The 20,706-nt window shown below is 69.8% G+C and carries 13 protein-coding genes; 1 reads left to right on the top strand and 12 read right to left on the bottom strand.

The features are described 5' to 3' along the window. Position 1: 1 nt before the first annotated feature. The 10 genes from BKY59_RS07765 to BKY59_RS07720 all read right to left on the bottom strand — a co-directional run bounded on the left by BKY59_RS07765 (position 2) and on the right by BKY59_RS07720 (position 14,450). Positions 2 to 595, bottom strand: a complete 594-nt coding sequence (locus tag BKY59_RS07765; protein WP_076070333.1) for an SRPBCC family protein — start codon at positions 593 to 595, stop codon at positions 2 to 4. Positions 596 to 684: 89 nt separating this feature from the next. After that, positions 685 to 1,701: a copper resistance protein B gene (locus tag BKY59_RS07760; protein WP_076070369.1), complete on the bottom strand. Its 1,017-nt coding sequence runs from the start codon at positions 1,699 to 1,701 to the stop codon at positions 685 to 687. A gap of 59 nt (positions 1,702 to 1,760) precedes the next feature. After that, a complete protein-coding gene (locus BKY59_RS07755) occupies positions 1,761 to 3,575 on the bottom strand; it encodes a copper resistance system multicopper oxidase (protein ID WP_076070367.1) in 1,815 nt (604 codons plus the stop codon). A gap of 234 nt (positions 3,576 to 3,809) precedes the next feature. Further along, positions 3,810 to 6,977 carry an autotransporter outer membrane beta-barrel domain-containing protein gene (locus BKY59_RS07750; protein ID WP_076070331.1) on the bottom strand — a complete coding sequence of 1,056 codons (3,168 nt, stop codon included), beginning with the start codon at positions 6,975 to 6,977 and terminating at the stop codon, positions 3,810 to 3,812. A gap of 90 nt (positions 6,978 to 7,067) precedes the next feature. Continuing rightward, positions 7,068 to 9,464, bottom strand: a complete 2,397-nt coding sequence (locus BKY59_RS07745; RefSeq protein WP_083671967.1) for a TonB-dependent receptor — start codon at positions 9,462 to 9,464, stop codon at positions 7,068 to 7,070. Continuing rightward, positions 9,437 to 10,366: a FecR family protein gene (locus BKY59_RS07740; protein ID WP_083671969.1), complete on the bottom strand. Its 930-nt coding sequence runs from the start codon at positions 10,364 to 10,366 to the stop codon at positions 9,437 to 9,439. The genes BKY59_RS07745 and BKY59_RS07740 overlap by 28 nt, the downstream gene beginning before the upstream one ends. 48 nt (positions 10,367 to 10,414) lie before the next feature. Then, positions 10,415 to 10,954 carry an RNA polymerase sigma factor gene (locus BKY59_RS07735; RefSeq protein ID WP_076070329.1) on the bottom strand — a complete coding sequence of 180 codons (540 nt, stop codon included), beginning with the start codon at positions 10,952 to 10,954 and terminating at the stop codon, positions 10,415 to 10,417. A gap of 244 nt (positions 10,955 to 11,198) precedes the next feature. Further along, on the bottom strand, positions 11,199 to 11,498 hold the full coding sequence (locus BKY59_RS07730) for a UBP-type zinc finger domain-containing protein (RefSeq protein WP_076070327.1): 300 nt from the start codon (positions 11,496 to 11,498) through the stop codon (positions 11,199 to 11,201). Further along, positions 11,495 to 13,135, bottom strand: a complete 1,641-nt coding sequence (locus BKY59_RS07725; RefSeq protein WP_076070326.1) for an FAD-dependent oxidoreductase — start codon at positions 13,133 to 13,135, stop codon at positions 11,495 to 11,497. The genes BKY59_RS07730 and BKY59_RS07725 overlap by 4 nt, the downstream gene beginning before the upstream one ends. A gap of 124 nt (positions 13,136 to 13,259) precedes the next feature. Then, positions 13,260 to 14,450 carry an MFS transporter gene (locus BKY59_RS07720; RefSeq protein WP_076070361.1) on the bottom strand — a complete coding sequence of 397 codons (1,191 nt, stop codon included), beginning with the start codon at positions 14,448 to 14,450 and terminating at the stop codon, positions 13,260 to 13,262. A gap of 97 nt (positions 14,451 to 14,547) precedes the next feature. Here BKY59_RS07720 and BKY59_RS07715 point away from each other — a divergent pair, with 97 nt between their 5' ends. Then, on the top strand, positions 14,548 to 15,474 hold the full coding sequence (locus BKY59_RS07715; RefSeq protein WP_165374809.1) for a LysR family transcriptional regulator: 927 nt from the start codon (positions 14,548 to 14,550) through the stop codon (positions 15,472 to 15,474). A 186-nt stretch (positions 15,475 to 15,660) separates the two neighbouring features. Here BKY59_RS07715 and BKY59_RS07710 read toward each other — a convergent pair whose 3' ends face one another. Further along, complete coding sequence (locus BKY59_RS07710; RefSeq protein ID WP_076070324.1) at positions 15,661 to 16,980, bottom strand: M20/M25/M40 family metallo-hydrolase; 1,320 nt, start codon at positions 16,978 to 16,980, stop codon at positions 15,661 to 15,663. A gap of 166 nt (positions 16,981 to 17,146) precedes the next feature. Then, positions 17,147 to 20,224, bottom strand: a complete 3,078-nt coding sequence (locus BKY59_RS07705; protein ID WP_206362037.1) for a TonB-dependent receptor plug domain-containing protein — start codon at positions 20,222 to 20,224, stop codon at positions 17,147 to 17,149. Positions 20,225 to 20,706 lie beyond the last annotated feature (482 nt).

The following is a 20,706-nucleotide window of genomic DNA, read 5'->3' as shown; positions in this document are numbered from 1 at the left end:
ACTATGCCTCCTTGGCCGCGGCCTGCGCCGGGTTCATCGCGTTGGTGCTGATCTCGCCGGTTTCCATCAGCTGCTTGAAGCGGCGCAGGTCGCGGCGTGCCTGGATCGCGGGTTCGCGCTGGAACAGCTTGGCCACGATCTTGCCGACGATACCGGCCGGCGGGTCGTACAGGATCGTCGCGGTCACCACCGTGCCACGCCCGCCCTGCGCGTCCGCAAACTCGATCCGCCCGCTGTTGGGCACGTCCGCGCCGGGGGCGGTCTCCCACGCGATCAGTGCGTCCGGCCGATCCTCGGTCACGATCGCGTCCCATTCGACGCTCTTGCCGGCGGGGGCGGCGACCACCCAGTGCGACCGGCGATCGTCCGTCACGTCGATCCGTTCGACATTCTCCATGAACGTCGCCAGGTTCGCAAAGTCCCGCCAATAGGCATAAAGCTCGGCCCGCGGTCGGTTGATCGTCACCGCGCGCGCCATGATCTGGTCGCCGGCCGTATTACGGATCCGGCCACCGGTCTCGCCCGCCGGATCGCCATGTTTGGATGTCGCGAGCGGCGCATCGTCGCGCCCGCTGTTCGTCGCGCCGTCGTTCATCGCAGAACTCCTTGTTACAGAAGCTCAAACCGGTCGACGGACCGCACGTTCCGCATAAAGGCCGCAACCTGGATCAGCCTGGAACACCGTCAGAACCAGGCGCGCACCCCCAGCACCAGCGCCGCGCCGCCGCGCCCCTCCCCCGCCGCGCGGGCAAGCCGTGCCGTCCGGCCGAACCGCCGTTCCCACGCGACGCCCACATAGGGCGCGAATTCGCGCCGGACCTCGTACCGCAGCCGCAGGCCCAGTTCCGCATCGGACAGCCCGGCCCCGATCCGGCTGGCCACTACGTCCTGCGCCGCCAGGTTCAGTTCGGCGCGCGGTTGCAGGATCAGCCGCTGCGTGATGCGCTGGTCGTAGGTGCCCTCGACCCGCGCCAGCACGTCGCCGCGGTTCGACAGGAACAGCGCGCCTTCCACGTCGAACCAATATGGCGCCAGCCCTTCGACCCCGATCGCGGCATAGCTGCGCGTGCCCCGCCCCAGATCCTGCCGCACCCCGGCCTGCACGTCGAAATACGGCCCGATCGCCCGACTGTAGAGCGCCTGCACCTCCGCCGTGTCGATCCGCCTCCCGAACGCCGCCTCGCCCTCGCTCTTCACCACCAGCCGGTTCAGGTCGCCGCCGAACCAGCCTTCGCCGTCCCACCGATAGCCTTCCTCGCCGCGCTGCGCCTGCACCTCGGCCAGATTAAGCATCACGCGACTGAACATCATCCCGCCATGTTCCGCCCGCATCCGGCGATCCGCCGCCGCCATCGCGGCCGGGTCGTAGAAACGCGCCGCGGCCAGCGTCGTCGGCGGTGCCGGCGGCGGCGCGTTCCCGGCGGGCCGGTCCGTCCCGCGCCGCCCTCCGTCCGCTACCGGCGTCTCCACCGGTGGCACCGCCGATGTCGTGGGCGGTGTCGTGGGCGGTGGCGCCGCTGCCGTGCAATGCCCCATAGCCGCATGTTCGGGCGGGCAACCGGGCGTCGCCGCCTGCGCTGCAACGGGTTGCCTTGCCTTGGCGGCCCGCGCCGCACGCACGGGTCCTTTTCCGGTGGCACGCGGTTTGGCGACCGGCATCGCCATGCCCGGCATGGCGTGCATTCCGCCCATGCCGGGCATCTGCGCCGCGACCGGCGTGGCGATCGGCAACAGCGCCGCCGCCGCGATCACCGCCGCCTTCACGCCGCGCCCTCCGGCCGCACGGTCACGACCTGCATCATCCCGGCATGCATATGGTACAGCATGTGGCAATGGAACGCCCAGTCGCCGATCGCATCGGCGGTCAGGTCGAACGTCGCGGTGCCGCCCGGGGCCACGTTCACCGTGTGCTTGCGCGGCGCATGGTCGCCATGCCCGGTCACCAGTTCGAAGAAATGCCCGTGCAGGTGGATCGGGTGCGCCATCATCGTGTCGTTGACCAGCGTCACGCGCACCCGCTCCCCCGCGCGGAACGGGATGGGCGCGGTCACCGCGTTCAGCTTCACCCCGTCGAACGCCCACATATAGCGTTCCATATTGCCGGTCAGGTGGATGCGCAGCGTCCGGCTCGGCGCGCGCACGTCCGGGTTCACGGCCAGCGCGACCAGATCGCGGTACACCAGCACGCGGTGCCCGGCATTGGCCAGCCCCTGCGGCGGTGCGCCCGTCCGGTCGACCGGCATCGGCGAAATCGTTTGGACCACCGGCGTACGCGGCAGTTCGGGCGCATTGGCGAAATCGCGCATCCGATGCGACATCGCCGGCATCCCGCCCGCGCCGGTCTGGCCTGCGAGCTGGCAATGCCCCATCGCGGCATGTTCCGGCGGGCACGCATCGGGCGCGGCAGACATGGCGGCCATCGCGCCATGATCCATGCCGGCCATGTCGCCCATGCCCCCCATCCCCATGTCGGTCATCGTCGCCAGCGGTCGCGTGCGCAGCGCCGGCACCGCCGCCGTCATGCCCGCCCGCGGGGCCAGCGTCGCCCGCGCCATGCCGGACCGGTCCCAGGCTTCGGCGACCAGCGTATGGGCGATCGCCGCGGTCGGCTCCACGATCACGTCATAGGTTTCGGCCACTGCGATCTGGAACTCGTCCACCGTCACCGGCCGCACATTCTGCCCGTCCGCCTGCACGATGGTCAGCGTCAGGCCCGGTATCCGCACGTTGAAATTGGTCATCGCCGATGCGTTGACGATCCGCAGTCGCACCCGTTCGCCGGGCGTGAACAGCGCGGTCCAGTTGTCCGCCGGCCCATGCCCGTTGACCAGATAGGTGTAGGTCGATCCCGTCACGTCCGAAACGTCGGTCGGGTCCATCCGCATGCCGCCCCAGGACGCGCGGTCCTTCGCCGGCTGGTCCCGCCCGGCCAGCAACCCCGCCAGCGTCTGTTTCTGGTAGTTGAAATAGCCGCCCTGCTGCTTCAGCTTGCGGAAGATCGCATGGGGGTGCAGCGCGCTGTGATCGGACAGCAGGATGACATGCTCGCGGTCCGCCACGATCGGGTCCGGCCCCGCCGGATCGATCACGACCGGCCCGTAATGGCCCATCTGCTCCTGCAACCCCGAATGACTGTGATACCAGTAGGTCCCGGCCTGCACGACCCGGAACCGATATTCGAACGTCGCCCCCGCCGCGATGCCGGGAAAGCTGATGCCCGGCACGCCGTCCATCTGGAACGGCACCAGCAACCCGTGCCAGTGGATGGACGTCTCTTCCGCCAGCGCGTTCGTCACCGCGATCCGCACGTCCTGTCCCTGCCGCAGCCGGATCAGCGGGGCGGGCACCGTGCCGTTGATGCCGATCGCATGGTGCGTCCGCCCATCGATCATCATCGTCTGATGCGCCACGCGCAACGCGATGTCGGGGCCGGCCAAGGTTGGCAAGGATGCCGGCCGCGGCGTCACGATTCCGGCCGAAACCGGCTGCGCCCAGGCAGGCAGCCAGGGAACGGCCGCTGCGCCGGCACCCAGCCCGGCCCCGCGCAGGACGGAGCGCCGCGTGATCCCGCTCAACGCCACCCCATCCGATCGTCCATGAACCGATATGCCATCGTCGCCTCTTCCACCGCGCGCCCGGCCCGGAGTGGGTCAGCCGCCACGCGACGTCCGGACGGCGCGATACATGGGGTGTGCGCAAAGGCAATACATCGTCATGTCCTATCATGCCGGTGCGGCCGGGGCAGGATGGCACGCACGACCCCGGCCCTACCGATCATCGACGCGCCGTTTCCCCCGACGTCCCGAAAGTCAGAACAGGCTGATCCGCATGCTGGCGCGCACGGACATCGCCGCCCTGCCCTCGCGTTCCTCCGCCCCCACTTCGCCCGCCAGCCGGAACGCGTCCGATCCGCCCAGCGCACGCACCCGGCCGATCCAGCCGCTGTCGCGTTCGCGCGGCGCGATCGTGAAGCTCTGCCCGCCGGCGAACTGCGCTGTCGTGACACCCAGCCCGCCGCCGACGATCTCCCGCCGCCCGGCCTCGGCCTCGATCCGGAACCAGCCCTCGCCCAGCTTTCGCCCCAGGAAATCGCGCGACACGCTGAAGATGTCCACGCCGCCGCCGATGCTGCCCGTCACCGCCAGTTCGTCGCTCGTCCGGTCTGTCACGGACAGCGCGAAACCGGTCCCGCCGGCGTCCCGCTCCGTATGCGCGCCCTCTTCCAGCCGGTAATAGTCGACCGCGACCGTCGGGCGCAGGAACCACTGCCCGCTGTTCAGTTCATAGGATGCGCCGGCCCCGGCCGAGGCCATGTCCCCCTTCCAGCTGCTCGTCGCGGTCCGGTCGACCGCCTCGTTCGCGATCGTGGTGCCGCGGAACCGGCGGGTTCCGTCGAAATCGACGCGGGCATAGGATCCGCGCGCGTGCGCCGCGAACCGACCCTGGATGATCCGCCAGTATCCGCCCGCCTCGATCTGCTTGCTCTCGACGCGGTTGGCGATGCCGGGCGTGCTGTCGCGCCCGTCGAGATAACCCAGCGTCACGCCGAAATTGCCGATCCCGGTCTTGATCTCCGCCCCGCCCGAAACGCCCCAGCCCGCGATATCATACCCGCTGTCCGCGCCGTTCCGCGCCTTGGACTGCCATCCGGCGGGTGCCACCCAATAGGCCCAGCGGCCCTGGTCCTTGAAATACCCGTCCGGGTCCGCGATGATCCGCGCGGCGGTGCGCGATCCCATCGTGACCATTTCGAACGTGCCCGCCGCCTGGTCCGGCAGCATCTGGTTCAGCGTCGCCCGGTACAGCGCCCCGTCCGCGATGCCCAGGAACACGCCGCCGATCCGCGCGTCCGCGGTCAGCGCGGCATAGGCCGCATCGTTGATCGCGGTCTGCGGACGGTTCAGCCCCAGTTCCGCCGCGGTCCGGCGCGCAATATCGACGGTCAGCGCGTTGCCGGTACGCGTCAGGATCCCCCGGTACAGGAACGGCAGCGTCGTCGTGGCCAGCGTCGGCACGTCCGTTCCGGTCAGCGTCCCGGCCTGCACCGCGACATGCCGGCCGATCGCGCCCGACACGTTGGCGATCGAAACCGACAATGTGGTCCCCGCCTCGAAACGCGCGGTCCCGGCCACCACCAGCGCGGGCGTGGTCAGCGTGGCGGTGCCCAGCGCCACGCCCAGCGTACCCTTGCCCGCCACCGCCAGCGACCCGATCGCCGCCGGCGCGGTCAGCCGCAGCGTCCCGCCATTCACCGTCGCGGCCAGTCCGCCCGCGTTGGTCAGCGTGCCCAGGTACTGCGCGGTATCGGCGATCGCCAGGCGGTCCGCCCCACCGCCGAAATCGGCCGCCCCATTGTAAACTGCGGGTCCGGTCAGCGTCAGCGCGTCGTTCCCCGCGCCCGTCCGGATCGCGCCGACCACGCGGCCGGTCGCGATCTCGATCCGGTCGTTCCCGCTTCCCGTCAGGATCGCGCCGCCGATCGCCGCGCCGGCCGCACCCGATTGCCGCACCGTCACGTCACCGGTCGCGGCCGACAGGTCGATCGCGACGTTCCGGTCGGATGTCGCCAGCGCCCCGCTCGCGCCGATCGTCCCGCTATTGTCCACCAACCACACCGTGCCGGACGCGTCGCGGATCGCGGTCGCCGCGCCGTCCGTGGCACTTGCCGTCGCGCCCACGGTGCCGGTCACGCGGATCGTCTGCACGCCGGCGCCCTGTTCGATCAGGATCGCGGTGGACCGGACACCCGCCGCGCCGCCGCCGCTGGCGCTGACCGTGCCCGAAACCGCGATCTGCGGGACGGTCGCGCCGCTGCCGATCCGGATCGCGGTGGCGGCGCCGCCGTTCGACTGCGCCTGCACGCTGCCGGCCACCGCCATTCCGCCCGCGATCGTCGTCGTCCCACTTTGGCCACCGATCACCAGCCCGTTGCCCGCGACGCCGGCATAGACCCCGCTGCCGAGGATCGCGCCGTCGATCACCAGTCCGAACCCGTCCGTGCGCCCGGCAACCGCGCCGATCGCCACCGCACGGTCGGCCGCGCCGATCAGCACGGCCGGTGCCGCGCCATAGGTCGCGACGGCGGCGGCCCCCTCCGCCGTGTCGACGATGCCGTCCCGGTCGTCGTCGGTCCCGGCCGGATCGGTATTGGCCGGCGGCACCGCGAACACGATGCCCCCGCCGACATTGCCCGCGACCACCATCGCGGACCCGCCCTGCAACAAATCGTCTGCGTCCAGCGCGGTCAGGTTGGCGGGCAGGGTCGTACTGCGGTAGCCGGTCGATGCGATCCCGCCCTGCACGACCAGCGCACCCGTGATCGCACCGTCGATCCGCGTCGCCACCGCGTCCCGCCCCACGACGCCGATCGTTCCGGCCAGCCGCACATTCCCCGTGACGTCGCCGGTCCGCACGCCGACCGCCCGGTCGCCGATCACCTGCGTACCCCCGCTATGATCCAGATTGCCGGTCAGCGGCCCGCCCAGCCAGATCCCGGCGCTGTCGTTGCCCTCCACCGTGATCGCCCCGCCGATCGCGTTGGCGACGGTGCCTGCATAGGCGCCGTCCGTGCGGATGCCGAAGCGGCCATTGCCCTGCGCCAGCCCGCCGTCCAGATCGCCGTCCCGGTCGGTATCGACGGGCACATAGGCTTCGTCGATCACGATCCTGCCACGGTTGGTGATGCCGCCGCCGGTGCCGCGGCCCGCCCCGATGCCGACCGCGCCGTTCGCGTCGGTGACCTGGACCGTGCCTTCGTTCACCACGGCGTGAATGCTGTCGACCGTGACCGCGGTGCCGCCCGTCGGCACGACCGAACCGGCGGTGGTGATGCGGATCGCGTCGGGCGCCCCGGCCCGGATCGTCGATGTGCGGACCGGCGTCGTGGTCCGCGTCTCGATCGCGGTCTGCGCCGCGGCGGACCCGGCCATGCAGAAGGACGCGACGATCGCGGTGGACGTGAACAGATCAATACGCATGGCAACCCTTCGTGCAGTCTTCTCGGTTGCACGACGGAGCCGGCACGACGCGGCCTTGATGGTTCGCCGATCCCGCGATCGGCACGCGCCTCAATAGGCGATGTCCAGCCCGACCCGCACCGTCTGCGGCCGCATCGGCGTCAGATAACCGTTCCGCCCCGTCACGAACGGCGTGCCCAGCGCGAACCGGTTGCCGACATCGTCCAGCAGGTTGGTGACCGTGATCGACAGCCCGCGCCGCGCATCGCCCAGCCGTGCGACCAGCCCGGTGTCGACATAGTCGCCCTGCCGCTCGCCCAGCACCGGCCCGATCCCCAGCCGCGACGGCCCGACATAGTTCGCCCATCCCGACAGCCGCAGCGCGGTGTCCGGCGCCAGTGCCGCGACATAGTCCGCACCCAGCCGCACCGCGTGGCGCGCCACGTTGGGGATCCGACCCAGCCGTTCGGTGGCGGACGCGGCCAGCAGTTCGGGCGACAATTCGGTCACCCGGCTCCGGTTGAACACCGCGCCCAGGTCGAACGACAGCCCCGCGACCGGGCGCACCGCCGCGGTCAGCGACACCGACGTGATGACCCCGTTGCCGATATTGGCCGTGCTGGGCAGACCGTCGCCGTCCATGAAATCCGCCTGGATGTTGCGCCACCGGCTGTGCGACAGCGACAGCGCCGCATCGAACCGCCCCCGCCCGGGCTGGCCGTAGCGCACGCCCGCCTCGCCCGTCGTCACCCGGTCGTTGCGAAACCGGCGGACGCGGTCCGTCTCGATCGACAGTCCGCCCGGCCGGAACCCCTGCTGGTACCGCGCGAACAGCGCGACGTCGGCCACCGGGTTGGCGACGATCCCGAACGACGGCAGGAGATCACGCTCGCGCCGCCGCGCCACCACCGCGCGCAGCGACTGGACGACGCGTTCCGCCACATCCTCCCCGTCCCCGCTCAGCCGCGCCCGCGAATAGCGCGCACCCGCGGTCGCGGTCAGCCACGGCCGCACAGCGACGCTGCCTTCGCCGTACAGCGTATATTCGGTGATGCGGTTGGTGACGCCGGTCAGCAGCGCGCGCGCGGACGGCGATGTGAAGCGGCGGTTCAACCGCGTCCGGTTGTCGAGGAAACTGCCGCCCAGCACCCAGCCATAGCCGTCCCTGACCGGCCGCCACAGGCGGTTCTCGCTGGCGATCATCCGCGTGCGATTGTCCTGCGCGAACAACCGCGACGGATCGTCCGGGCGGCCGGCGTCGAACAGTTCGTCCAGCCGGTGGCCCGCGACCGCATTGGACGACTGGAACCGCAGCCCGTCCCACGTCTTTGCGACGACCAGCGTGCCGAGCGCATAGCGCGCCTCAGCGCCCTGTTCCACCGCGCTGCTGCGCGTCAGCGGCGGCGCGCCGCGGTCGACATATTGGCTGTCGTCGGCGTCGGTGGACTGGATCACGCCCCCCGCATCGACCGTCCAGCCGTCGCCGGGGGCGATCCGCAGCGTCGCGCGCCCGCCCACGGTGCGCGTCCGGTTGATGTCGTCCGTACCGCGAAGCGGATTGTCGATGTAGCCGCCGTCGCTGACCGCATAGCCCACCAGCCGCAGCGCGTTGCCGCCGCCCAGCGGCACGTTCGCCATGCCGCCGACATCGCCGCCCGGCGCGCCGTGCCGCGTTGCCGACACACCGCCCGCCATGGTCAGCGCCAGCGCGGACGGATCGGGCGCGTTCGGCATCAGGCGGATGATCCCGCCCAGCGATCCCGCACCGTACAGCGTACCCTGCGGCCCCTCCAACACCTCCACCCGCGCGATATCGTACAGCCGTAAGTCCGGGTCGGGCGCGTTGTAGCTCAGCCGGATATCGCCGAGATACTGGCCGACCGTCGCCTGCGTCGGACCGGTGAAGCTGCTGTCCGCAATGCCGCGTATGAACAGCTTGTTGCGTCCCGATCCCAGATGCGTCGATGCGACCCCGGCCAGCCGCGACAGGATCGCCTCGGTGCCGCGCACCCCGCCCAGCGCCAGATCGCCGCCGTCCAGCACGTGCACCGTCCCGGCATAGTGCGACAGCAGCGTGTCGCGCTTGCTGGCGGTAACCACGATATCGACCGCCGGATCGCGCGGCGCAGGCGGGGCGAGCGTGCGCACCGGCGCCCGCGCCGCCATCGGACGCGCCACGCGTAACGGCGTGCGGACGATGCGCCATCCGTCCGCGCTCACCTGCACCGCCTGCGCACCCGTACCGCGCAGCATCCGCCGCAGCGCCGCGCCCGCCGCCATCCGCCCGCGCACCGGCGCGACGCGCGCCTGCCAGAGCGCCGGATCGGCGACTGCGATGCTGATTCCCGCCTGCATCCCCAGCCTCGCCGTGACGTCCGCCAGCCGTCCGGCGGGCACGTCGATCACGCGCGGCGACGCCGCCCCGACCGCGTTCGGCAGCAGGACGGCGCATCCGACGATCAGGAACCGCAGGCCCGCGATCACGGTCCCCCGCGCGTCAGGTGCCATTCGTCCTGCCGGCGCGTCGCGCGCAACCCGGTCAGCGCCGCCAGCTCGCCCGCGATCCGGCCCTTGTCGCCGCCGGTCAGCAACGCACCGCGGAACGGCCGGTCCGCCAGTCCGGACGCCAGCGTGATCCGCGTCCCCGTCCCCCGGCGGATGTCGGCGACGACCGTCGAGAGCGGCGCCCCGTCATAGACCAGCTGGCCCGTCCGCCAGCCACCGACGAGCGCTGGGACGATCGCCGTGATCCGCGGCGTCGCGTCGGCATCGTCCGCCTGCAACTGCCGCCCCGCCGCGACATGGGCGTTTTGCGCGTCCGGATTATAGACGACCGCACCCTCGGACACCGCGACCCGCGTCGATCCGGCCTCGCGCACGATGTCGAACACGGTGCCGACGTCCACCACGGTCGCCCCGCCGACCGTCACCGTGAACGGATCGGCCGGATCGTGCACCACGCGGAACATCGCCTCGCCCTGCTCCAGCGCGGCGAAGCGCGGCCGGTCCCGGTCGATCGCGATGCGGGTGTCGCCGTTCAGCGCGATCGACGATCCGTCCGCCAGCGTCAGCGTCCGCCGCTCGCCCGCCGCGGTCGCGACGCGGACCAGATCGGGCGACCGGTCGACCGCGCCGTAGCCGACGATCCCGACGAGCGCCGCCGCCGCCGCCGCGCCGCCCGCCAGCCAGATCCGGCGGCTCGGCCGGGCTACAGCCCGCGCCACGGGCTGCGCGGGCAGGTCCGCCGCATCCGCGTCCGCGACCGCCGCGACGTCATACGCCTCGGCATGCCGCGTATCCGCCTCCAGCCACAGGGTGAACGCATCCCAGTCGTCGAACGCGGGATCGCGCTGGCGAATGACCCAGTCGATGGCCTGGGCGTCGGGGGTCGGTCGCGACTGGTCCATCATCGGTTCCATACCGGTATGACGAAGCCATGTCCGCGGGACCTTGGCATGTCACACCGCATCGATCTGTCTCCGCAATTCGACCAGCGCACCATAGGCCTTGCGCAGGTCGCTCTCGACCGTGCTCAGGCTGATCCCCAGTTCGGCCGCGATGGCCTTCTGGCTGATCCCGTCCAGCCGGAAACGCCGGAAACAGGTGGCGGCGCGCGGCCCCAGGGCCGTCACCGCCGCGTCCGCCCGCGCCAGTTCCTCCCGCGCGATCAATGTCCGCTCCACGGAAGTGACCGGCGATTGCGCGATTGCCGCATCGTCGCGGTCCTGCGCGCCATCCGGGTCCGCCCACGCGTGATCCCGCAGCGCCGCCTGCCGTAACGACCGGTATCTGTCGAGCATCAGGTTGTTCGCCGCGCGGTACAGGTACGACAATGGCTGCCCGACCGGGCCCGTGGGATGGGTCGCCAGCTTCATCCAGAGTTCCTGGAAGACATCCTCCGCCGCGTCTCCGGCACCCCGTGCTTCCAGGAAGCGCACCAGACGATCGCGATTGGCCAGCAGGACCGCTTCGATCCCCTGCGCATCCCCGGCCGTCATGACTCGTCCGTCGCTATTCCAGCCTCCACAACAATCGTCGCCCCGGTCGACCCATCCGCGCAGGTCCGGCCGTGAGCCGCTGCACCGGGACCGGACGGCCGAGGCGGTCGGCGGTGCGCGCGCCGGCCGTCGTCCGCGGCCCATCTACGCGCGGCACCGTCCCCCGCCAACCCGGATATGTCCTGCGCTGCCGGAACCTGTGGCGCTGCGTGGTCGTCCTGGAAATCCCGAACCGCGATCGGACCTAGTAGAAGCGCGGGATCGGCCCCATCTGCGGCGTCCGGTCCGGAAGCATGACTTCGGCATCGTCGACATAGCACCATCCCCAGCCCTCGGGCGGGTCGTAGCCCTCGATGATCGGATGCCGCGTCGTTCGGAAATGCGCGCGTGCGTGACGATGCGGCGATTGATCGCAGCAGCCGACGTGACCGCATCCGCGGCACAGCCGCAGATGGACCCAAGCACTGCCGATCTTCAGGTAATCCTCGCACCCCCTGGCACTCGGCGTTACCGCCCGGATCGTGTCGATGTGCGTGCAGGTCATGCGCGTGCCTCCGTAGCGGACTGTTCGGCAAACAGGCTGTGGATCTGCGCGACCACCGCCGCCCCCTCGCCGACGGCGGCCGCAACGCGCTTGGTCGAACCGGCGCGCACGTCGCCGATCGCGAAGACGCCGGGCCGGCTGGTTTCCAGCGGCAACGAACCCGCGCCGGTCAGGATGAATCCCTTGGCGTCCGTGTCGATGCAGCCCTGCGCCCAGTCCGCATTCGGGTCGGCACCGATGAACAGGAACATGTGCCGGACCTCGCATCTGGTCAGCGCACCACTGCGCCGGTCGCGGAACGTCGCTGCGCCAAGGCCGGTCTCGCGATCGCCCTCCAGCGCCACGACCTCGCTGCCAATGTGGATCTCCACGTTCGGCAGCGCGGCGATGCGGTCGATCAGGTACCGCGACATGGTGGCCGCCAGTTCGCGCCGCACCACCAGATGCAGCTTGCGGACCTGCGGCGCCAGGAACGCAACCGCCTGTCCGGCCGAGTTGCCGCCACCGACCAGCACCACCTCCTCGCCCGCGCACAGCCGCGCCTCGATGGCGGACACCCAATAGGAGATGCCCGCCCCCTCGAAGTCGGCAAGGTTCGGCACGTCGGGCCGGCGATAGCGCGCGCCCGACGCGATCACCACGGCACGCGCCTTCACGCGGCGCGCGTCCGCACAGAGCAGGGTCGGCTCCGGCCCGTCGCAGTCCAGCCCCTCGACCGATACCGGAATCGCGATCTCGGCACCGAATTTCAGCGCCTGGTTGAACGCCCGGCCCGCGAGCGCCTGACCGGAAATGCCGGTGGGAAAACCGAGATAATTCTCGATCCGTGCCGATGCGCCCGCCTGTCCGCCCATCGCCCTGGCATCCAGGACGACGACCGACAACCCTTCGGACGCCGCATAGACGGCGGTCGCGAGCCCGGCCGGACCGGCGCCGACGATCGCGACGTCGTACAGCCGGTCCGGGTCGATCGCCGGGACCACGCCGAGGCAGGCGGCAAGTTCCTCGACGCTCGGCCGTTTCAGCACCGGCCCCGTCGGGCAGATCACCAGCGGCAGTTCGTCCGGCAGCACGCCGGTGCGCTCGACCAGCGCCCGGCCCTCCTCGTCGGACCGGACGTCGAGCACGAGGTTCGGCAACCCGCTGCGGCCGAGGAAATCCTGCAACCGCACCATGTCCGGGCTGCCGGGCGTGCCGATCAGGATCGTGCCGGCACCACCCTCCTCGATCAAACTGACCCGGCGCAGGATCAGCGCCCGCATCACGATCTCGCCGACATCCGCCGACCCGACCATCAGCGCCCGCAGATGCGCCGGATCGAGCGGCAGCGCGGTGCAGCCGTCCGGCCCGGCCCGCCCTGCCGCGATCGACGGACGGCCCGCCAGCTGATTGACCTCGCCGGAGAACTGGCCGGCGTGGTGAACGGTGATCGTCGCCTCGCCGCTCAACCCGTCGCGCCGGACGGCCTCGATCGTCCCGCCGAGCACCAGCCACGCCGGCGCGCCATGGTCGCCGATCGCGTAAAGCGTCTCGCCGGGCGCGAAGCATGTCTCCGGCCCGCTGGCGAAGCGGCGCGCCGTCGCGATCTGCGCCGGCGTCAGGACGGGGAAGCGCTGATGTTCACGCGTGTCAATCATGGTCCCGATCCCCTTCGCGCCTGCCCGGACGTCGCGTCGTCCGATGCCCCAGGTCCTTACCCGTTTTGACCGCGCGTCGCACACGCGCGGCAATCGCGTCCGCAGATGGCACGATCCGCATCGCTCAGCGCTGCCGCTGCGGGCCGACGAGCTGGATCAGCACGCCGACACCGGAAAGAACGCCGCCGACGACAACGACCGCGGTCCAGCCACCACCGTTCCAGGCCAGCGTTGCCCCGGCGGACCCGGCCGCACCACCCAGGAACATCGCGCCCATGAAGATGGTGTTCAGCCGCGCCCGCGCTTCGGGGCGCAACGCGAAGACGACATGCTGGTTCGAGACGAGCGCGCTCTGCACGCCGAAGTCGAGCAGGACGACGCCGACGATGAGTCCCGCAATGGTGTCGAAGATCCCGAACACGCCCCACCCCGCCAGCGTCAGGACGGTGCCGAGCAGGATCACCGGGTGCGGCCCGCGCCGGTCGGCGATCCGCCCGGCGACCGGCGCGGCAAGGACGCCGACCGCGCCCACGACACCGAACAGTCCCGCCACATCGGCACCCAGCGAAAAGTGCGGTTCCTGCAGATGCAGCGCCAGGATCGTCCAGAACGCGCTGAAGCCGGCGAACAGCAACGCCTGCGTGATCGCCGCCTTGCGCAGGGCGGCGAACTCGGACCAGATACCGCCGAGCGAACGGAGCAGCGAGCCGTAGCTGTGGCGCGTCTCCGGCACGCTTCTGGGCAGCATGGCCGCCATCAGCGCGCCCGCCCCGATCGCCATCGGCACGCCGAGCCAGAACATCGCGCGCCAGCCCGCCTGGGTCGCCACGAAGCCGGCAAGCGTCCGGCTGAGCAGGATGCCGCAAAGCAACCCCGCCATCACCGTGCCCACGGTCGCGCCGCGCCGTTCCGGCGTCGCCAGATGCGCGGCCAGCGGCACGATCTGCTGCGCGACGGTCGACAGGACGCCGACGAGCAGCGAAGCGAGGATCACCATGGTCGCCCCCGGCGCCACCGCGGCGAGCGCCAGCGCGACGGCAAGGCCACCGAACTGCAGGACGATCAGCCGCTTGCGCTCGATCAGGTCCCCCAGCGGGACGAGCAGGAACAGGCCCGCGGCATAGCCGAGCTGCGTCGCGGTCGGCACGAAGCTGGTGGCGGAACCGGGCAGGTCCCGCTCCATGATGCCGAGCATCGGCTGGTTGTAGTAGATGTTGGCGACCGCGACCCCGGCGGCGGCCGCCATCGCGAAGTTCAGCGCGGACCGGCGCCGGGGCTTCGTGTCCGCCGCGGCGACATGTGCGGTGGGTGTCATGCGGACTTCCTCGGTACAACGATCCGGACCCATCTGGACCTTGTCGACCCGCAGCATAAGTAGCATCTTTCGACGAGCCGGTTTATCATCGTGAGATATGCTGGACCTCGCAGACCTGGCCATCCTGATCGAAGCCGTGCAGCAGGGCAGTCTCTCGGCGGCCGGCCGTCGGCTGGGGCTGACCCCATTGGTCGCATCCCGCCGGCTGGCGGCGCTGGAGGCCGAGATCGGTGCCCGCCTCGTCCACCGCACGACGCGGTCGCTGTCGCTGACCCCGGAAGGTGAAGCGTTCCTGCCGCACGCCGAGGCCATAATCGCGCATGTCGAGGACGGACGCGCCGCCGTTTCCGGCGGAAACGCGGGTGCCGGCGGACTGTTGCGGGTCGCCGCGTCGGTGCCGTTCGGCCGCAAGGTCCTGACGCCGATGCTCGTCCGCTTCCTCGACGCCCATCCGCGCGTGAAGGTGGAACTGCTGCTCAGCGACCGCGTCGTGGACATCGCCGCGCAGGGAATCGACGTCGCGATCCGCTTCGGCGAACTGCGCGACAGCACGCTGGTCGCCCGCCGGCTGGCGGACAACCCGCGGGGCCTCTACGCCGCCCCGGCCTATCTGGCCCGACATGCCGTGCCGACCGGGGTTGCCGAACTGCGCGACCATGACTGTCTGACCCTGCCCGCGGTGCGGCACTGGACGTTCGAGCGGACGGGAAAGGTCGTCCGCCAGTCGGTCGGCGGCCGCTTCGCCGCGGACAGCGTGGAGGCGCTGCACCAGGCCGGCCTCCAGGGGCTGGGTGTCGTGCAATTCTCGGAATGGAACGTCCGCGAAGACGTTGCGGCCGGTCGGCTGGTCGAGATCCGGCTGACCGACGCCACCGTGCCCGACCAAGGCATCTGGGCGGTGCTGCCGACGCGGCGGCTCGTCCCCCGCAAGGTCCACCTCTTCCTCGATGCGCTCTCCGCCCACCTGTCGGGTCGCCCGACTGCCGGCAGGGCCGATGGTCCTCCCCCAGCCAGTCGGGCGTGAGCCACACGACGGATACGCCCATGCCGTGCGGGCGCCACGTCGTCAGCCCGGCCGACGGGTCCGGAAGGCGCTTGTTCAGGGATCGCCCGAACCGCCTGCGCGGCACCGGGTGCGTCATCATGCCCCGAACGCCGCAGCATCGGACATGACCGTCGATGGCGACGCGCGGGGCATGGGCGGCGGCGCCTACATCCCGGCCGTGGCCAGGATCGTCGCCAGGCCAAGTCGCTTGACCTTGAGATTGCCCGGCTTCTCCACCGAAACCCACTCGTCGAGCGAATGCCCCCGGCCGCCGGTAGCGACGCGCGACAGCGTGATCGCCGGAATGCCCAGGCTGATCGGAATGTTCGAATCCGTCGATGCCGCCTCGAACCGGATCGGGATACCTTCGGCGGCATAGGCGGCCGTCGCGAACTGGACGATCTGCGCGCCCGGTGGCGTCCGTCCGGCAGGCCGATCGCCGATCAGCTTGGGTTCGACGGTGATGGCACCTTCCTTGACGGAACGCGCGGCATTCTCGGTGGCGGCGGCCTGCTGCATGATCTGGAGGAAGCGCTTCTCCAGGATCGCCAGCGCCTCCGCGCTTTCGGACCGCATGTCGAACTCCGTCCACACCTCCCGCGGAATAGCGTTCACCGACGTGCCCCCGCCGACGACGCTCGCACTGTAGGTCGTCTTCGGGTCGGCCGGCACCGCGATCTTGTAGAAATCGACGACGCCCTGCGCCATCGCGGCCATCGGGTTGACCAGCCCGAACGCGCCATAGCTGTGGCCGCCCGGCCCCCGGAAGGTCACACGGTAGCGCTTCGACCCCGCGCCGCCGACCGTCACGCCCTCCAGCCCGCCGCCGTCCAGCGAGAAGAACGCCTTGGCCCGCCCCTTATACTTGCCCTTGGTGAACAGATATCGGACGCCGCGCAGGTCGCCGGCCCCCTCCTCGCCGACCGTGCCGACGAACAGGACGTCGGCCGCGGTGCGGATGCCGGCCGCGTTCATCGCCTCGATGATGGCGATCTGCGTGGCAAGGCCGGTCGCATCGTCGCCGACGCCCGGCGCGAACAGCCGGTCGCCCGCGCGGCGGACCTTCACCGGCGTGCCTTCCGGAAAGACGGTGTCCATGTGCGCCGACACCACGACAAGCCCGTCGCCACCGCCCTTGCGCAAACCCAGCACATTGCCTTCCGCGTCGATCTCGACATCGCTCAGTCCGCTTGCGGCGAACATGTCGCGATAGGCGCGCGCCCGCGCCGCTTCCTTGAAGGGCGGGGACGGTATCTCCGTCAGCGTGATGATATTCTGCACCCAGCGATCGTGCCCCGCATCGAGCGCGGCCACGGCCTTCGCATAGCCGGGCGAGGCGACGATCCGCCCGATGGTGGCGGTCGCCGCGGCAGCGGCTGCGGAAGTCGCGGCGTTGGCCCGTGCGACGGTCGGCGGCGCCTGCGCGATCGCGGCGGCGGGAAGCATCAGCGCCAGCATGGCGGCACGGTGAACGAGACGGATCATGACATAACCTTTTTGCTACGAACGGGAGGCTGGCGATGGCCGGTTGCGCCAATATCCCGCCCGACAACGCGCGAACTGTTACCAGACGCGATCCGCGATACCATCGGTGGAGCGCAGCGGGGGCACTCGGATCCGCCCCCGCTGCTACGACGCCCCTCGATCCGGGCTAGAGATCGAAGCGCAGGCCGGCGCGGAAACTCCGCCCGAGATAGTCGTACATCGTCTGGTTGATGCCCAGATCGACGTTCGACGTGTCGGACGGTCCCTTGCCGACCGGCACCGGATCCGTGTTCAGGATGTTGGCGACGCGGAAGAACAGCTGGCTCTTCACCCTGCCGACCGGCAGGTCGTACGCGAAATAGGTGTCCAGATAGAATGCGCCGTCGATATGGTTGTCCGCGATCGTCCGATTGATCGTGTTCGATGCCGGGCAACCGCTCGTGCATTCGGTCCACTGGTTGTTGTAGACGCCTGCGCTCACGCCCCGGCCGATCAGCTGCATCGAGAAATTGTCGACCGCGTAGCCGGCGGTGATCCGATAGGTCCAGTCCGCCGGCCCCCCGCCTGCATTCTCGCCGACCACGTCGGTCGGGGCCTGGACGCCGTTCGACTCCGATGCTTCCAGATAATGCGTCGCGATGGCCCGCAGGTTCACCTTGCCCGGCAGGCTGGCCGCGATGCTAGCAAGGTCGAACTGGTAGCTGGCTTCGATATCGATGCCCCGCGCGCGGTTCGACAGGAAATTATAGGGGCTGTTGGCGATCAGATATTCGGTGACGCCGGTGCCCGGCCCGGTGGCACCGAAACCGGGGCTGCCATAGGGGACCGTGCCGCCCGGCGTGATCGCCTGCAGCCGCTGGCACAGGTCGACATTGCCCGTAAAGCAGCGATCGACGATGTCCTGCGGCCCCAGCGTCCCGATCGCGCCGTTGATCTTGATATCATAATAGTCGATCGACAGCCCGAAACCCGGCACGAAGGACGGCCGGAACACCGCGCCGAAGCCCCAGGTATCGGCCTTCTCCGGTTCCAGCGCCAGGTTGCCGGTCACGGTCTGGGTATACCGGACCGGGGCGTTGCCCTGCCACGGATCGCCGATCGAGTTGGTGTTGCGGCTGCCGCCCTGGAACAGTTCGGACAGGTTGGGCGCGCGGATGTCGCGCGACCGCGTTACGCGCAGGCGGATGTCGTTGACCGGCTGCCAGCTCAGCCCGGCCTTCCAGGTGACGACGTTCCCGGACTCGCTGTAATGCGTGTACCGCGCCGCGCCGGTGAACTCGAAATCGAACGGCAGCGGGACCAGCGCTTCGCCATAGCCTTCCGTCACGGTGTAGGACCCCTGGGTCGCGGTGAAATTCCCCGAATACCACCCCGACGCATATTCCGGCGGCACATACCCCGAAATCCGTTCCTTGCGATGTTCCAGGCCGAACGCGATGCCGATCGCCTCCAGCCACGGATTGTTGATGCTGGTGCTGAAATTCAGCGCGCCGACGTCCTGCTGCAACCGCCGGTCGCCATAGGGCGTGCCCATGATGTAGTCGACGGCGGCCTGCGAATTGACGCCGATCCCCATGCGGTTGAACGGGACGCAACCCTGGAACAACGGATCGGCCAGCCTGGCGGCGGTGGGACGGCAGACGATGGTGCCGCTGCTGTTGCGGACGGCGTCCTGCGCATAGCCCAGCTTGACGCGGTTGGCCGAAACCAGCGCTTCCTTGGCGTTCATGATGCCGCGCTGATAATAGCCGTCCCACTTCCAGTCCGCCTTCAGCAGGTCGAACGACCCTTCGAAACCGACCAGATAGCGTTGGACGTCCCGGTCGTAACGGCTCTCGCGCGTCGGAATATCCTGGTTCCACGTACCGATCGTGAAACCGGTCGCGCTGGCCGGCAACAGGTCGCGCACGGCCGCCGGGATGAACGCATTGTCGCGCAGGATCGTCACATTCGCCTTGTCGGTGTGATATCCGCCCCAGCTGCGCTGCTTGCTGAGATTGTAGGAAAGCTCGGTATAGACCTGGAAATTGTCGAACAGCTCGTAGCTGAACCGGCCGAAGATACTCGAGAGATTCTCCTCCGGCTGCAACGAAGTCCCATAATATTGCTGGCTCAGCTGATAGTCGCCCCCTTGCGTCCAGGCGCTGTTGTTGGTTGCGATGCTGTTGGCGATCGAACGATTGTCGCCATAGTCATAGCGGTTGACCGTACCGCCCTGACCGAAATATGTCCCCCTGAGCGCGCCCGCGCTGGTGATGATGCCGCCGCCGGTCGTCGTGTTCAGACCGGACTGCCGCGATGCGACGAATTCCGGCTGGCCGTTGCCCGGCTGATAGGCCGGGTTCTGGATCAGGTGCATGGCGCGGTCCGTCCAGGGACGCGGGCCGGATCCGTACACGCCGCCGCGCCGCACGATATTCCCGCTGATCAGGGCATGGCCGCGCCCGTCGGCAAAGGCGGTTCCGCCGGTCAGCGTCGCGCGCCACGTATCGTCGTCGCCATAGGTGGTCTCGCCGTAGCTGATCTCACCCTTCAGGCCCGTATAGGTGCGATCGAGGATGAAGTTGACGACGCCCGCCACCGCGTCCGAACCATAGACCGACGACGCACCGCCGGTGACGACCTCGACGCTCTTCACCAGTCCCTGCGGGATGGTATTCACGTCGACCGTGCCGCTCGCCAGCGAACCGACGGATCGGTGCCCGTCCAGCAGGACCAGCGTGCGCGTGCTGCCCAGGCTGCGCAGGTTGATGGTGTTGATGCCGCCTGCCCCGCCGCTCAGGACGCGCTGGGTGTTCGACGGCGTCACGCTGCCCGACACGGACGGGATCTGGTTCACGAAATCGGCGATGTTGGCCGGCGCCGCGGCCTGGATCTCGGCAAGGCCGATCACCGTCACCGGCGTCGGCTGGTCATAGCCGTTGCGCGAGATGCGCGATCCGGTGACCGTAATCTCGGCCGTCGCCGCGTCGTCGTCCGCGGATGCGGGAGCTATCGCCGGCGGCGGCGCGACGGCGGACGTCGGGACGTCGGGCACGGTCTGCACCGGCTGGGCGTCCTGTGCGTAGCCGGCGGTCGCACCGGTCAGCAGCAATGCCCCGATCAACGCCCTGCGCGATCGTGCGGCGGACCCGGCGGCGGCCGGAAAGACGGCGCAAGCAGCCAAGTCGCCGCCCTGTACGGGTCGCCGGATCGGGTTGTATGTGACATCGCGCGGCGTGACGGACCGATTACGACGGGACAAGACCGAGCATGTATAAGCGCGCATGAAAACCCCCCTTAACCCAAGCTCATGCTGCTTCCACGGGATCGAGGCATATCGCCTTCTGAACATTTGGAAGATCATGGAGCTTAGGCGCATTATTTGGCGCTACAGGCTCCCCCCTCTATTGATACTATGGCTATCAGCCGTGCGACTTCAGTCAAGCCGACTTGTACCTTCGCTCCTCCCCATATGAGGATGACACCCATAACGAAATTGCATGGGTCCGCTTTCGGCATGGAACGATGAACGGGGGCGTTACTGACTGTGAAGCTGGGCGACGCTGGATACCGTCCATGCAATACAGACGATATCGCCGACGCGACGCCGCCCGGAACCGGCATCCGCGGGCATGGGCGCGTGGGGCAACCGCGGAACGACAGGACGACCAGCGTCGCCCGACGAGGGGCGCGTGTGGACGCTGCGCGTCCGCCGATCGCGTCCGGGAAGGCTCAAAGCATGGT

The organism is Sphingomonas montana (assembly GCF_001956315.1).
Classification (GTDB): Bacteria; Pseudomonadota; Alphaproteobacteria; order Sphingomonadales; family Sphingomonadaceae; genus Sphingomonas_R; species Sphingomonas_R montana.
The sequence above is the reverse complement of the archived record's forward strand: the minus strand, read 5'-3'. Positions and strand labels throughout refer to the sequence as shown.